Annotated in this window: 13 protein-coding genes; 10 read left to right on the forward strand and 3 right to left on the reverse strand. The window is 54.1% G+C overall.

Going from position 1 to position 14,595, the window contains the following annotated elements:
* Nucleotides 1-10: 10 nt before the first annotated feature.
* From rnc to acpS, 5 genes are all read left to right on the forward strand, one after another.
* Entirely contained in the window at nt 11-691 is a 681-nt protein-coding gene (gene rnc, locus CMR03_RS23380; protein ID WP_014594336.1) for a ribonuclease III, read from the forward strand.
* 45 nt (nt 692-736) lie between these two features.
* Entirely contained in the window at nt 737-1,642 is a 906-nt protein-coding gene (gene era, locus CMR03_RS23385; protein ID WP_063880597.1) for a GTPase Era, read from the forward strand.
* Between the two features lie 4 nt (nt 1,643-1,646).
* On the forward strand, nt 1,647-2,384 hold the full coding sequence (gene recO, locus CMR03_RS23390; RefSeq protein ID WP_063880596.1) for a DNA repair protein RecO: 738 nt from the start codon (nt 1,647-1,649) through the stop codon (nt 2,382-2,384).
* A 66-nt stretch (nt 2,385-2,450) separates the two neighbouring features.
* Nucleotides 2,451-3,182 carry a pyridoxine 5'-phosphate synthase gene (pdxJ, locus tag CMR03_RS23395; RefSeq protein ID WP_096012801.1) on the forward strand — a complete coding sequence of 244 codons (732 nt, stop codon included), beginning with the start codon at nt 2,451-2,453 and terminating at the stop codon, nt 3,180-3,182.
* Nucleotides 3,182-3,562: a holo-ACP synthase gene (acpS, locus tag CMR03_RS23400; RefSeq protein ID WP_096012802.1), complete on the forward strand. Its 381-nt coding sequence runs from the start codon at nt 3,182-3,184 to the stop codon at nt 3,560-3,562. Before pdxJ ends, acpS begins: the two co-directional genes overlap by 1 nt.
* On the opposite strand, the gene CMR03_RS23405 is transcribed toward acpS, so the two are convergent.
* Nucleotides 3,559-3,807, reverse strand: coding sequence for a YfhL family 4Fe-4S dicluster ferredoxin (locus tag CMR03_RS23405; protein WP_096012803.1), 249 nt, complete (start codon nt 3,805-3,807; stop codon nt 3,559-3,561). The genes acpS and CMR03_RS23405 overlap by 4 nt on opposite strands.
* Nucleotides 3,808-4,297: 490 nt before the next feature.
* On the opposite strand from CMR03_RS23405, the gene CMR03_RS23410 reads away from it, so the two are divergent.
* On the forward strand, nt 4,298-4,675 hold the full coding sequence (locus CMR03_RS23410) for a hypothetical protein (RefSeq protein ID WP_063880592.1): 378 nt from the start codon (nt 4,298-4,300) through the stop codon (nt 4,673-4,675).
* Nucleotides 4,676-4,787: 112 nt separating this feature from the next.
* Here the strand turns inward: CMR03_RS23410 and CMR03_RS23415 are convergent, their stop codons facing one another.
* Nucleotides 4,788-5,627, reverse strand: a complete 840-nt coding sequence (locus CMR03_RS23415) for a MurR/RpiR family transcriptional regulator (protein ID WP_063880591.1) — start codon at nt 5,625-5,627, stop codon at nt 4,788-4,790.
* A gap of 155 nt (nt 5,628-5,782) precedes the next feature.
* Here CMR03_RS23415 and yfhb point away from each other — a divergent pair, with 155 nt between their 5' ends.
* Together yfhb and tadA are read left to right on the forward strand one after the other, a co-directional pair.
* Nucleotides 5,783-6,421 (forward strand): phosphatidylglycerophosphatase C, encoded by a 639-nt coding sequence (yfhb, locus tag CMR03_RS23420; protein WP_063880590.1) that lies wholly within the window; start codon nt 5,783-5,785, stop codon nt 6,419-6,421.
* A gap of 73 nt (nt 6,422-6,494) precedes the next feature.
* Complete coding sequence (gene tadA, locus CMR03_RS23425) at nt 6,495-6,989, forward strand: tRNA adenosine(34) deaminase TadA (RefSeq protein WP_096012804.1); 495 nt, start codon at nt 6,495-6,497, stop codon at nt 6,987-6,989.
* On the opposite strand, the gene mltF is transcribed toward tadA, so the two are convergent.
* Nucleotides 6,986-8,443 (reverse strand): membrane-bound lytic murein transglycosylase MltF, encoded by a 1,458-nt coding sequence (gene mltF / locus CMR03_RS23430; RefSeq protein ID WP_096012805.1) that lies wholly within the window; start codon nt 8,441-8,443, stop codon nt 6,986-6,988. The genes tadA and mltF overlap by 4 nt on opposite strands.
* Before the next feature lie 267 nt (nt 8,444-8,710).
* On the opposite strand from mltF, the gene purL reads away from it, so the two are divergent.
* Nucleotides 8,711-12,601 (forward strand): phosphoribosylformylglycinamidine synthase, encoded by a 3,891-nt coding sequence (gene purL, locus CMR03_RS23435; protein WP_096012806.1) that lies wholly within the window; start codon nt 8,711-8,713, stop codon nt 12,599-12,601.
* Between the two features lie 565 nt (nt 12,602-13,166).
* A complete protein-coding gene (locus CMR03_RS23440) occupies nt 13,167-14,594 on the forward strand; it encodes a sensor histidine kinase (protein WP_096012807.1) in 1,428 nt (475 codons plus the stop codon).
* Nucleotide 14,595 lies beyond the last annotated feature (1 nt).

Here is a 14,595-nt window from a genome sequence, read left to right on the forward strand (position 1 = left end):
CTGGAATCGCATGAACCCCATCTTGATTAACAAGCTTCAGCGTAAACTGGGCTACACTTTTACACATTCTGAACTTTTACAGCAGGCCCTGACGCATCGAAGCGCCAGCAGTAAACACAATGAACGTCTCGAATTTTTAGGCGATTCCATCCTCAGCTATGTGATCGCTAACGCGCTTTATCACCGTTTTCCACGCGTGGATGAAGGGGATATGAGTCGTATGCGTGCCACACTGGTGCGGGGTAACACTCTGGCAGAGATGGCGCGTGAGTTCGATTTGGGTGAATGCCTGCGTTTAGGCCCTGGCGAATTAAAAAGCGGGGGCTTCCGCCGTGAATCCATTCTGGCGGACACCGTAGAGGCGCTGATTGGTGGCGTGTTCCTCGACAGTGATATTCAGACGGTGGAGAAACTGATCCTCGACTGGTATCAGACGCGCCTGGACGAAATCAGTCCGGGTGACAAACAAAAAGATCCCAAAACGCGCCTGCAGGAGTATCTGCAAGGGCGGCATCTGCCACTGCCAAGTTATTTAGTGGTGCAGGTACGTGGCGAAGCCCACGATCAGGAATTCACCATTCACTGTCAGGTGAGTGGCATGGCAGAGCCGGTGGTGGGCGTAGGTTCCAGCCGCCGTAAAGCTGAACAAGCAGCAGCCGAACAGGCGCTGATTAAACTTGGTCTGGAATAGTTTTATCCCGGCGCCGCAACCGGCGCTGAAAACCTCAGGATTCGAATGAGCGAAAACGTTACATACAGCGGCTTTGTCGCGATAGTTGGCCGACCAAACGTCGGCAAATCCACCTTACTGAACCAGTTGCTGGGGCAGAAGGTCTCGATTACATCGCGTAAGCCGCAAACCACTCGTCACCGCATTATGGGCATCCATACTGAAGGCGCCTATCAGGCGATCTATGTGGATACGCCAGGGTTGCACATGGAAGAGAAGCGGGCGATTAACCGCCTGATGAACCGTGCGGCCAGCAGTTCTATCGGTGACGTTGAACTCATCATCTTTGTGGTGGACGGCACGCGCTGGACGCCCGATGACGAAATGGTATTAAACAAGCTGCGCGATGGCAAAGTGCCCGTGCTGCTGGCAATTAACAAAATCGACAATATTCAGGATAAAAGCATTCTGCTGCCGCATTTGCAGTTCCTTAGCCAGCAGATGAACTTTATCGATATTGTGCCGATCTCCGCAGAAAACGGTAAAAATGTTGACACCATTGCGGCTATTGCCCGTAAGCATCTGCCGGCGTCTGACCATCATTTCCCGGAAGATTACATCACCGATCGCTCTCAGCGCTTTATGGCCTCAGAAATCATCCGTGAAAAGCTGATGCGTTTTCTGGGCGCGGAACTGCCTTACTCGGTCACGGTTGAAATCGAACAGTTCGTGTCGAATGCGCGCGGCGGTTACGACATCAACGGTTTGATCCTGGTGGAGCGTGAAGGGCAGAAGAAAATGGTGATTGGTAACAAAGGTGCCAAAATCAAAACCATTGGTATTGAAGCGCGTAAAGACATGGAAGAGATGTTCGACGCGAAAGTGCATCTTGAACTGTGGGTTAAAGTTAAATCCGGCTGGGCGGACGACGAACGTGCGTTGCGCAGCCTGGGTTACACAGACGATCTCTGATTAAATGGAAGGCTGGCAACGCGCCTTTGTGCTGCATAGTCGCCCTTTCAGCGAGACCAGCCTGCTGCTTGACCTGTTTAGTGAAAGTGAAGGCCGCGTTCGTGTTCTGGCAAAAGGGGCACGTTCACGGCGTTCGCAGTTAAAAGGCACGTTACAGCCTTTTACGCCTTTACTGGTGCGCTGGAGCGGGCGCGGGGACGTAAAAACCCTGCGCAACGCTGAAGCGGTCTCCCTGGCCTTACCTCTCAGCGGTATCACGCTTTATTGCGGCCTGTACGTCAACGAGCTGTTGTCTCGGGTACTGGAACAGCACATTCCCTTCTCTGAACTGTTTTTTGACTACCTGCAATGCATCCAGATGCTGGCAGGGGCCGAAGGTTCACCCGAACCGGCGCTGCGTCGCTTTGAGCTGGCGCTGCTGGGACACCTTGGCTACGGCGTGGACTTCCTGCACTGCGCGGGCAGCGGCGAACCGGTCAGCGAAACCATGACCTACAGCTACCGTGAAGAGAAGGGCTTTATTGCCAGCCTGGTGCTGAACCAGCGTAGTTTCACCGGTCGCGAGCTGCAGGCGCTGTTTACCCGAGAATTCCCCGACGCAGAAACCCTGCGTGCAGCCAAGCGTTTCACCCGCATGGCGCTCAAACCCTATCTGGGCGGTAAACCGCTAAAAAGCCAGGAGCTTTTTCGCCAGTTCACACCGAAAAAAAAGCCGACTATTTCTGACGAGACAGAGCTCTGACCGTAGCCTGGCCTTATCTCTGCGCGGTACACTCAGCACAATGACCATAATGAACCGAGGATTGTCATGGCTGAGTTACTGTTAGGCGTGAATATTGACCACATCGCTACCGTCCGCAACGCACGTGGAACCCATTATCCCGATCCGGTACAGGCAGCGTTTATCGCTGAACAGGCGGGAGCGGACGGCATCACTGTGCACCTGCGCGAAGATCGTCGCCACATTACCGACAGAGATGTCCGCATCCTGCGCGATACCATTGAAACGCGTATGAATCTTGAAATGGCAGTGACCGAGGAGATGCTGGCTATCGCCTGTGAAATCAAACCGCATTTTTGCTGCCTGGTGCCGGAAAAGCGTCAGGAAGTTACCACAGAAGGCGGGCTGGACGTGGCAGGACAACAGGAAAAACTCAACGCCGCGGTGAAACAACTCAGCGAAGCGGGCATTTTGGTGTCCCTGTTTATCGATGCCGATCATCGCCAAATCGAGGCGGCGGTGACCAGCGGTGCGCCCTATATTGAAATTCATACCGGTGCCTACGCAGAAGCGCCTGAAGGCCCGGCCCGCGAGGCTGAACTGGCACGTATCCGTCAGGCCGCGACCTTTGCGGCCAGCCGTGGCTTGAAAGTCAACGCCGGACATGGCCTGACCTATCACAATGTGCTGCCGATTGCCGCACTGCCGGAAATGCATGAGCTGAACATCGGTCATGCGATTATTGGACGCGCCGTCATGAGCGGCCTGCCTGAGGCGGTGAAAGAGATGAAACAGCTGCTGCGGGAAGCGCGTCGTTAATGGCTATCTTAGGACTGGGTAGCGATATCGTCGAAATAGCGCGTATTGCTGACGTGATTTCACGCTCAGGTGACCGTCTGGCACGCCGTGTGCTCAGTGATGCCGAATGGCATCAGTACCAGCAGCACCTTCAGCCGGTGCGCTTTCTGGCTAAGCGTTTTGCGGTCAAAGAGGCGGCAGCAAAAGCGTTCGGCACCGGCATTCGTGGCGGGCTGGCTTTCAACCAGTTTGAAGTTTATAACGATGCGCTGGGTAAACCGCTGCTGCGCTTCTTCGATCATGCTGCTGAGATGGCGCAACGGCTGGGCGTGCAACATGTGCATGTCACCCTGGCGGACGAGCGTCACTATGCCTGCGCCACGGTGATTATCGAAAGCTAACCATCTAGCTGTACAAACTTATCCCACAGCGCATCGCGTGATTCGATGTGCTGTGGATCAATGACGATCGTGTTATCGATAGGGCAAACGCTCTGGCAGGTTGGCACATCGTAATGACCAACACATTCGGTACAGCGACTCACATCAATCTCATATATCGACTCACCCATTGAGATCGCCTGGTTCGGGCACTCAGGTTCACACATGTCACAGTTAATACAGCGTTCGGTAATCAGTAAAGCCATTGTGGTTTCTTAATTCGATAAATAATATTGGTCGTTTATGCCATTATCGGCAGTAAAATACGCCAAAATGTCTCAGCGCAACTTTCGCTATTGGCGCTACAGGTATAAGTCCGAAATCAATAGCCATGAGGCTTTGTCTGCCGCCCTAAGCCCGCCAGACAGTATCATATTCTGTTTAACGCAAAAATGATGCTGATAGGTAAAATCCTGAAAGACCAAAATAAAATTAATAACGCATTGATTTATATGGTTCTTATCGCGTTCGGTATGCTCAGAGCTAAAGAAATTAACTTTCTTTAGTTGAAGTTTTAGACGTCAGGATGAGCAAAGGCTTTAGAACCGCTGGAAGTCATCTTCGCAGGTTTTGTAAGGTTTACACAAAAAATGCGCTCAGTAGAAATATCTTGTCATAAAATGAGTGAGAGCAGATGCGTGATTAGGATTTTTCCGATAAAATCCACTCATCAAAAATATCGATGGATTGTGTCAGGTGAAAAAAAGAATTCTTTTAATAGCAGGCGTGGCTGTTCTGGCTGCAACAACAGCTTATGCAAGCCTCTCCGCAGGCGGATCTCGGCCAGATTTCGTTGCGTCGGCGGAAAATAAAACGAATAACTTCCTGCAGTACACCTATGGAAAGGGTAAATGTAAAGCAACGCAAGGAACAACGATAAGCTGGGATATGGAATGCAAGTATGAAGGTGGAAAGAAAGTCGTAAAATTTGCCCTTTATTCTGCGGATCACGCTCAGCAACCTACGGCTGAAACCTTCTATCTGGTAGCAAAAAACAAGGCAGCAGTCGAATCAGCGACTACAGGGATGAGCCAGTATTTACCTATCTCTACGCAAGATCTGAGTCGTAGCTAGTCTTTTAAGGTTTGGTTAGTATTCACAGCATTGCAAGAAGCCAGCGTTATCGCTGGCTTCTTGCATTATATGCTTAGCATATTATCTACGCTTAGTGAGCCTGGCTTTCTGCCTAAATCAGCTTCTTAACCAGCGCCTCACTGTGACGAATATGGCTGGATGCGCGCTCAGGATCGTTCTGCACCAGCGCCATAAAAAGCAGGTCGGTTAATGCCAACTGAGCGGTGGTGGACGAGATGGCGGCGCTGCGTGTGCTCTGCTCTTCTGCCACGGTGTACAGGCAATGCGTAGCGCACTGCTGAAGTGTATTCGGCGTAAAGCCGGTAAATGCCAGCACGTCCGCGCCCACACGAACGGCTTCCTGCGCGGCAAGATTAATCTCACGCCGTTCGCCGGTATAGGAAATCGCCAGCAGCACATCGCCGGCAGACATCGCCTGCACGCTGGCCAGCAGCGCGTGCATATCCTGTTCCGCCACCGCGTTGATACCGATTTTCATCAGCTTCCATGAAAAATCCTTTGCCACCAGGCCTGAGGCACCAATCCCGACCAGCAAGATACGGCGCGCGCGTTTAAGCAACTGCAGGACGGCATTTAATTTCTCTTCACTGTTGATATCCAGCGTCGCACGAATCGCCGAGAGTTTTTCCGTCAGCAATTTTTCACCAACCGCTTTAAGCGGATCGTCACTCAGTATCTGATTGTGCACAGTAATGGCATCTTTATCCGCCAGTGACTCACTCAGTGCCAGTTTGAGCGCAGGAAAACCTTTGTATCCCAGCTTTTGCGCAAACTTAACCACGCTCGACTGACTGACTCCTGACTCTTCCGCCAGCTTTTGCGAACTTAAATGCCGTGCCCGATCCGGTTGTGACAGTAAAAAATCCGCCAGCCGCCGCTCGTTCAGCGCCAGAGAGGGATAAAGCTGGCGAATGCGCAGCAATGAACTCATGCTCAATCCTTGTGATTTAGCGGATGTTCCGCATGGAATAAATGATTCAATGGGCATTGTAGTCACTGGAATAAAAAATGACAGTCATCGCCTCGCTCGACGAAGATGACTACAATAGAGGCTGTTGATGCATATTCGTTAAAAAGGAGTGTTGTTTGACCAACGATATACAACGTCGCGTGGTGTTTTTCGACCTTGATGGCACATTGCACCAACAGGACATGTTTGGCACCTTCATGCGCTATCTACTGCGTCGCAAGCCGCTGAATGTGCTGCTGGTAGTGCCGTTACTGCCGGTGGTGGGCGCAGGATTATTAGTCAAGGGACGTGCCGCGCGCTGGCCGATGAGTTTGCTGTTGTGGTCGATTACCTTTGGCCGCTCTGAAGCAACCCTGTTGCGCCTGGAGGCCGAATTCGCCCAATGGTTTCGGCAACGCGTTAAAGCCTTTCCCGTGGTGCAGAAACGCCTCAGTGAATACCTCAGCAGCGATGATGCAGATGTGTGGCTGATTACAGGGTCCCCCCAGTCTCTGGTTGAACAGGTCTATTATGACTCCGCGTTTTTGCCACGAGTAAAGCTGATTGCCAGCCAGATGCAGCGCGGTTTAGGAGGACGTGTGTTGAAAATGCGCTGCCTCGGTCACGAAAAAGTCGTGCAGCTGGAAGAGCAGATCGGTACGCCATTGCAGCTTTATAGCGGTTACAGCGACAGCAAACAGGACAACCCGCTGTTGTTCTTTTGCCAGCATCGCTGGCGCGTCACGCCGGTTGGTGAATTACAGCAGCTGGAATAACGGCCATCGCGCTTCGGTTTTCCGGGCGTGATGGGTATAATGCGCCGCTTTTTTGCTGCCGGGAGTGGTCTGCGTGACTCAAGAACAAGATGAATACTGGATGCGCCGTGCGCTTACCCTGGCGCAGCGCGCATGGGAGCAGGGCGAAGTGCCAGTGGGCGCGGTGCTGGTTCAGGGAGAGCGGGTGATAGGCGAGGGCTGGAACCGGCCTATCGGGCAGCACGATCCCACGGCCCACGCGGAGATCATGGCGCTACGTCAGGGCGGAAAAGTGCTGGAAAACTATCGCCTGCTTGATACCACGCTCTACGTTACGCTGGAGCCGTGCATTATGTGTGCGGGGGCGATGGTGCATGCTCGCATTGGTCGTCTGGTATATGGGGCGCACGATGTGAAAACCGGCGCAGCCGGCTCCTTGATTGACGTGTTAGGCCATCCGGGCATGAATCATCAGGTGGCGTTGCATCACGGTGTGCTGGAAGAGGCGTGCGCGGGGATGCTGAGCGATTTTTTCCGTATGCGCCGCCAGCAACAAAAAGCGCTGCGTCAGGCGCAGCGCGACAGTTAGTTCATTGCCACCTCGGGCGTGACGGCAGGATAACCTTTGCCCATCTCCGCTTCCAGAGCGGCCTGTTGGGCAAGGTGTTTTTCCTGCTCCTGCAAATAGCCCACCAGGCTAATCTCATACTTGCGAATATTCTCTACGTAGTTGTAGGCTTCCTGCCCGCGCGCATAGCCATAGGTGGTTTGCGTGTAGTAACGCTTTTGACTCAACATGGGTAAACGGAGTTTCACATCAGCCCAGCTGTCCGGGTTACCGCCTTGTTTCGCGGTGAGCTTACGCACATCCAGCATATGGGCATAGCCCATGTTATACGCCGCCAGCGCAAACCAGATACGTTCATCTTCCGGAATGGTTTGTGGCACCTTTTCCATCATGTTTTGCAGATACTGGCTCCCGCCACGAATACTCTGCTCGGGATCGGTACGGTCACCCACTTCAACGCTGTCAGCGGTGTTACGCGTTAACATCATCATGCCGCGCACGCCGGTCGGCGAGGTTGCCTGCGGATTCCAGTGCGATTCCTGATAGGAAATGGCTGCCAGTAATCGCCAGTCGATATTATTGGCATACTTCTCGAACAGCGGCTTAATGTCAGGCAGGACGTTATCAATGGAACGCAGGAAGGTGCGCGTATCCACATAGTCGAAGGTGCCGACGTGACCGAGGTATTTCTCTTCCAGTCGGGCCATCGCGCCTTCTTCTCCCATGCTGTTAAAGAAATCCAGCATCGCAGCATTCAGGCTGTCATCACTGTCATGGGGCAGGTACCACGTAACGGGTTCTTCATCCGTGACGTCGAAGGCAACGGCTAACTGAGGATGAATGCGCTGAAGCAGGGCAATCGTTACGGAATCGCCAATCGTGTAATCCAGCTTGCCTTCTGCCACGGCTTCCAGCAGGGCTTTTGGACTTTGATCGGTCGAAATGGCCCAGTCGAGATCGGGATACTGGTTTGTCCTGGCGCTCTTTAACGTCGACAGGTAGGCCGATCCTGAGGCAACCACCAGCCGTCCCTTCAGGTCACCCAGGTTTTTCGGCCGGGGTTTATCCACGCGATAAACCAGCTGCTGCGAAACGCTGTAGTAACCGGGGCCGGTTTGATAGCGATTCAGGCGCTCATTGTTGTAGATAAGGCCCGCCGCCAGCAAATCGGCTTTGCCATCGTCGAGCGCATCAAACAGGTCACTGAGGTTAGCGCGCACGGTTATGTCGAGCTTCACGCCCAAATAATCGGCAAAACGCTTCGCCAGCTCGTAGTCCATCCCGGCCGGTGCTTTGTTCACGGTGTAGTAAGTCAACGGCGAGTTTACGGTACTGACGCGCAGCACTCCCCGTGATTTAATCTGTGAGATCGTATCTTGTCCACCACCGTACCAGGGGATGGACGGCCACAGTGCCAAAGCCAGCAGCACGGTGAGAAGACCGATAACCAGATAATTAAATTTTAGGCGTTTCAAATAGTTATCTCTCGATGGCTCCAAGGCCTCTGTCTTTTAAGGCAGTATTGATCTTGTTTTAACTCCCAGAGCGAGGGGCATTTTGCGCAACAAACTCAGGTAGAGCAACTTATAAAGCAAGTTTTGCGCAAATTTCAGGCAAATCTTGTTGGCCATAAATTTTGCGCAAACGGTTTCGTCGCGGAGTGGGTTTCTCTATAATACGCCCCGTTTTCCCCTGTTGCGCCCAATGAAGCGTCGCCCGGCGCTTCGAAGACGAGAGATCTTATGATGGAAATTCTGCGTGGTTCGCCCGCCCTGTCGGCATTTCGTGTAAACAAACTGCTGACCCGCTTTCAGGACGCTCATCTGCCGGTGAGTGATATTTACGCTGAGTACGTCCATTTTGCCGATGTCAGCGCGCCGCTGAGCGAGGATGAAACGTCCCGTCTGCAGCGCCTGCTCAAGTACGGCCCTTCTCTCGCTGAACATGCGCCACAAGGGCGTTTACTGCTGGTGACGCCGCGTCCTGGCACCATTTCACCGTGGTCATCGAAAGCCACTGATATTGCCCACAACTGCGATCTTTCGCAGGTGCGTCGTCTGGAACGCGGCATGGCCTTTTATGTCCAGGCGCCTGAACTGACGGAAACCCAGTGGCAGGCGCTGGCGGCACTCCTTCATGACCGCATGATGGAAACGGTGTACAGCGATTTCAATCAGGCCGAGCAGCTGTTTGCTCACCATGAACCTCAGCCGGTCAAAAGCGTCGATGTGCTCGGTGAAGGCCGTCAGGCGCTGGTTGAAGCCAATATGACGTTGGGACTGGCGCTGGCCGAAGACGAAATTGATTATCTGCTGGCTGCCTTTACCGCACTGGGGCGCAATCCAAACGACATTGAGCTTTATATGTTTGCCCAGGCGAACTCTGAACATTGTCGTCACAAGATTTTTAACGCTGACTGGATTATCGACGGCGAAAAACAGCCTAAATCGCTGTTTAAAATGATTAAAAACACCTTCGAGCAAACACCGGATTATGTTCTGTCAGCCTACAAAGATAACGCTGCGGTCATGGAAGGCTCTGAGGTGGGACGCTTCTTCGCGGATGCTGAGAAAGGCGAATACGCCTATCACCAGGAAGCGGCGCACATTCTGATGAAGGTTGAAACCCACAACCATCCCACCGCGATTTCCCCCTGGCCTGGTGCGGCAACCGGCTCCGGCGGTGAAATTCGTGATGAGGGCGCAACCGGACGAGGCGCGAAGCCGAAGGCTGGCCTGGTCGGGTTCTCGGTATCGAATCTGCGTATTCCCGGCTTTGAACAGCCATGGGAAGAGGATTTTGGCAAGCCTGAGCGCATCGTCAGCGCGCTGGATATTATGACCGAAGGCCCACTGGGCGGCGCGGCGTTTAACAACGAATTTGGTCGTCCAGCCTTAAACGGCTACTTCCGTACCTACGAAGAGCAGGTTAACAGCCACAACGGCACTGAACTGCGTGGCTACCACAAACCCATTATGCTGGCTGGCGGTATCGGAAATATCCGTGCCGATCACGTGCAAAAGGGTGAAATCACCGTGGGTGCCAAACTGATCGTGCTGGGTGGCCCGGCGATGAATATCGGCCTGGGTGGCGGTGCTGCATCATCAATGGCGTCGGGTCAGTCCGATGCCGATCTCGATTTTGCATCAGTGCAGCGTGACAATCCAGAAATGGAACGCCGTTGCCAGGAAGTCATTGACCGCTGCTGGCAACTGGGCGATGACAACCCCATTCTGTTTATCCACGATGTGGGCGCAGGCGGATTGTCCAACGCGATGCCGGAACTGGTCAGCGATGGTGGCCGCGGTGGCCGCTTTAACCTGCGCGATATCCTCAGTGACGAACCGGGAATGAGCCCGCTTGAAGTCTGGTGTAATGAATCACAAGAGCGTTATGTGATGGCTGTCGCCCCAGAGAAGCTGGCCGAGTTTGCTGCTATTTGTCAGCGTGAGCGTGCGCCTTATGCGGTCATTGGTGAAGCCACCGAGGAGCTGCATCTGACGCTGGAAGACAGCCACTTCTCTAACAGCCCGATTGATATGCCGCTGGATGTGTTGTTGGGGAAAACCCCGAAAATGACCCGCGATGTGGTGAAACAGCAGGCTCAGGGTCATCCACTCCAGCGCGACGGCATCACGCTGACGGATGCGGTGAACCGTGTGCTGCACTTGCCGACCGTGGCGGAAAAAACCTTCCTGATCACCATAGGCGACCGCAGCGTAACCGGCATGGTGGCGCGCGATCAGATGGTCGGCCCCTGGCAGATCCCGGTCGCCAACTGCGCCGTAACAACGGCCAGCCTCGACAGCTACCATGGTGAGGCCTTCGCGCTGGGCGAGCGTGCCCCTGTGGCGCTACTCGACTTTGCCGCCTCGGCCCGTCTGGCCGTCGGTGAAGCACTGACTAACCTTGCGGCCACGCCGGTCGGTTCTTTGAAGCGCGTGAAACTTTCGGCCAACTGGATGTCGGCAGCAGGCCATCCGGGTGAAGACGCTGGCCTGTATGACGCTGTAAAAGCCGTCGGTGAAGAGCTGTGCCCGGCACTTGGCATCACCATTCCGGTGGGTAAAGACTCCATGTCGATGAAAACCCGCTGGCAGGAAGGCACCGAACAGCGCGAAATGACCTCGCCTCTGTCTCTGGTGATTACCGCGTTTGCCCGTGTAGAAGACGTGCGCCGCAACGTGACACCACAGCTGGTGGCAGATCAGGATAACCTGCTGCTGTTGATCGACCTTGGTAACGGCGCTAACACCTTAGGCGCGACGGCACTGGCTCAGGTTTATCGTCAGTTGGGCGACAAGCCTGCAGATGTGCGTGATGCACAGCAACTGGCGGGATTCTTTAATGCCGTTCAGGCGCTGGTAAGCCAACAAAAACTGCTGGCTTACCATGACCGTTCAGATGGTGGCCTGCTTGTTACCCTGGCGGAAATGGCCTTTACCGGTCACTGCGGCATTGACGTCGATATCGCGGCGTTGGGCAGCGATGCGCTGGCTGCGCTGTTCACCGAAGAACTGGGGGCGGTCATTCAAATCAACGCCGCCGATCGTGAGGCAGTAGAGCAGATTCTTGCAGCGCACGGTCTGGCGCACTGCAGCCATGTGCTGGGATGCGCGAAGCCAGGCGACCGCTTTGTGATTCGTTCTGGCGAGAGTGCTGTGTATAGCGAAAGCCGTAACACCTTACGGACCTGGTGGGCCGAAACCACCTGGCAGATGCAGCGTCTGCGTGATAATCCAGCCTGTGCCGATCAGGAACATCAGGCAAAGCAGGATAACAACGATCCGGGCCTGAACGTCAGCCTGACATTCAAGCCAGAAGAAGACGTTGCAGCACCGATGATTGCCACAGGTGCGCGTCCACGCGTTGCCGTCCTGCGTGAGCAGGGCGTTAACTCCCATGTGGAAATGGCCGCCGCCTTTGATCGCGCCGGGTTTACTGCGGTTGACGTTCATATGAGTGACCTGCTCGCCGGACGGCTCGATCTGGAACGTTTCCAGGCGTTAGTGGCTTGCGGCGGCTTCTCTTACGGTGACGTATTAGGGGCCGGTGAAGGCTGGGCAAAATCCATTCTGTTTAACCCACGTGTTCGCGATCAGTTCGCATCCTTCTTCCATCGCCCACAAACGCTGGCGCTCGGTGTCTGTAACGGCTGCCAGATGATGTCCAACCTGCGTGAGTTGATCCCCGGCAGCGAACTGTGGCCACGCTTTGTCCGTAATCAGTCAGAGCGTTTTGAAGCGCGCTTCAGCCTGGTTGAAGTGGCTGCCAGCCCGTCGTTACTGTTAGACGGTATGGCCGGCTCACGTATGCCAATCGCCGTATCGCATGGCGAGGGCTTCGTTGAGGTTCGCGATGGGGCGCATCTTGCCGCCCTCGAGTCCAAAGGGCTGGTGGCGCTACGTTATGTCGATAACGGAGGTAAGGTGACAGAAACTTATCCCGCAAACCCGAATGGGTCGCCAAACGGCATCACCGCCGTGACCAACGAGAGCGGGCGCGTCACCATTATGATGCCGCACCCTGAGCGCGTGTTCCGCACGGTCAGCAACTCATGGCACCCGGCTGAGTGGGGTGAAGACAGCCCCTGGATGCGTATTTTCCGTAACGCGCGTAAACAATTAGGTTAATTGCTGTTAAAAAAATGGGAGGCCTGAGCGCCTCCCTTTTTTATGGCGCGGTTGTTGGCAAAAGGAGACAGCCGTCACCTTTTTTTGTCGCTAATGGGTGACATCTATCTTGATGATTTTTCTCAGCAGATTCTGAACGACAAAATTGTGTTGGTATTTGGCGACACTTTTAGCAGACCAGACGGTCCGGAACGAAGCGTTAAAAGGTAAGCTGGCAGCCAATGCCCTGAAAATAAAGGGCCTTTCATTGTTGGCATGAACCTTGCTATACTTAACACGCTGCTCATTCACCTGTTTATGATTGCCACCGCGCTGCGGGTAGAGCTCATAAAGCCCGAATGACGCACCAAACGGAGCCTGTCGTCCACCACACCGATAATCGTATGTTCTGCATCGTTATCAAGCATCGGACGCAACGTTGAGTTAGGCTCCACCCATTCTCACGTGCTGCCAGGGCGGCACGCTAACGGCAGGCCATCGCGCCTGCCGTTTTCTTTTCTGCCTCTTCCTTCTCTGGGCTGACTCCGCTAGCATCCGATAAGCGTATCTTTAAGGAAGCTGTCGCGTGAAAAAATGGCGTTTATTTCCCCGGTCCCTGCGCCAGCTGGTGCTGATGGCCTTTTTGCTGGTGCTCCTTCCGCTGCTGGTGCTGGCCTGGCAGGCCTGGGAAAGCCTGTCGGCGTTAAGCAATCAGGCTGCCGACACTAACCGCAATACGTTTACCGACGTCAGGCGCAGTGAGGCCATGGCTCGAACCGCCATTGAGCTGGAGCGCAGTTATCGCCAGTACTGCGTGCTGGGTGATACGTCGCTGGCAAAGCTTTATCAGACGCAGCGTATTCGCTACAGTCAGATGCTCAGTTCCCATGCCGATAGCCTGCCTGATTTACCGGCGTTTAAAACCCTGCAGGCCACTCTGCCACAACTGGAAACGTTGCAGTGTGATAACGGCAATCCCGTAACTCACGCCGCTCAGGCACTGGAAAAGTTTTCAGCGACGAACGTGCAGCTGGTCCAGGATACGCGAGAAGTGGTGTTTGCCCGTGGTCTGCAGCTGCAGCGTGAAATTGCCGATCGCGGCCAGTTCTTTGGCTGGCAGGCGCTGATCCTGTTTATCATCAGTCTGACGTTAACCCTGCTGTTTACCCGCATGATCATCGGTCCGGTAAAAAGTGTTGAACGCATGATTAATCGTCTTGGTGAAGGACGTGAGCTGGGAAGCAGTATGGTGTTTCGTGGCCCGCGGGAGCTACGCTCTCTGGGGCAGCGCATTATCTGGTTAAGTGAACGCCTGGCCTGGCTGGAAACCCAGCGCCATGAATTTTTACGTCATCTTTCACATGAACTTAAAACACCGCTGGCCAGCCTGCGTGAAGGCACAGAGCTGCTGGCGGATGAAGTGGCGGGCGCACTGAATCCGGAACAAAAAGAAATTGTCTCAATACTGGATAACAGCAGCCGTCATCTGCAACGCCTTATCGAACAATTACTTGATTACAACCGTAAGGTCGCCGATGGGCCGATTACGCTAGAAGCGGTGAAGCTGAATGACATTGTGCATGATGTGGTTAACGCGCATGCGCTTACGGCGCGGACCAAACTCATGCATGTCGATATCGATCTCAAAGCAACGGATTGCCAGGCAGAGCCTATGCTATTGATGAGTGTGATTGATAACCTCTACTCTAACGCCGTGAACTATGGCAATGAATCCGGTAACATTTGGCTGCGCAGCCGCCAGCAGGACGACCGGATAGTGATCGAGGTGGCTAACAGCGGCACGCCCATTCCCGAAAATGAGCAGGAGATGATTTTTGAGCCTTTCTTCCAGGGCAGTCACCAGCGCAAAGGGCCGGTTAAAGGCAGCGGACTGGGGTTAAGCATCGCAAAGGATTGTCTGCGCCGTATGCACGGTAGCCTGCAACTGGTTGCCTGCGACGACGCTGATGTTTGTTTTCGCATCGAACTGAATACCACAGCCGGGAAAGTCTGAA

Source organism: Pantoea allii, from assembly GCF_002307475.1.
Lineage (GTDB): Bacteria > Pseudomonadota > Gammaproteobacteria > Enterobacterales > Enterobacteriaceae > Pantoea > Pantoea allii.

Bases quoted from the DNA above. Each gene is read 5' to 3' on its own strand.
- acpS (WP_096012802.1), top strand. From the start codon at position 3,182: ATGGCTATCTTAGGACTGGGTAGCGATATCGTCGAAATAGCGCGTATT.
- recO (WP_063880596.1), top strand. From the start codon at position 1,647: ATGGAAGGCTGGCAACGCGCCTTTGTGCTGCATAGTCGCCCTTTCAGC.
- purL (WP_096012806.1), top strand. From the start codon at position 8,711: ATGATGGAAATTCTGCGTGGTTCGCCCGCCCTGTCGGCATTTCGTGTA.
- CMR03_RS23405 (WP_096012803.1), bottom strand. From the start codon at position 3,807: ATGGCTTTACTGATTACCGAACGCTGTATTAACTGTGACATGTGTGAA.
- era (WP_063880597.1), top strand. From the start codon at position 737: ATGAGCGAAAACGTTACATACAGCGGCTTTGTCGCGATAGTTGGCCGA.
- rnc (WP_014594336.1), top strand. From the start codon at position 11: ATGAACCCCATCTTGATTAACAAGCTTCAGCGTAAACTGGGCTACACT.
- pdxJ (WP_096012801.1), top strand. From the start codon at position 2,451: ATGGCTGAGTTACTGTTAGGCGTGAATATTGACCACATCGCTACCGTC.
- CMR03_RS23415 (WP_063880591.1), bottom strand. From the start codon at position 5,627: ATGAGTTCATTGCTGCGCATTCGCCAGCTTTATCCCTCTCTGGCGCTG.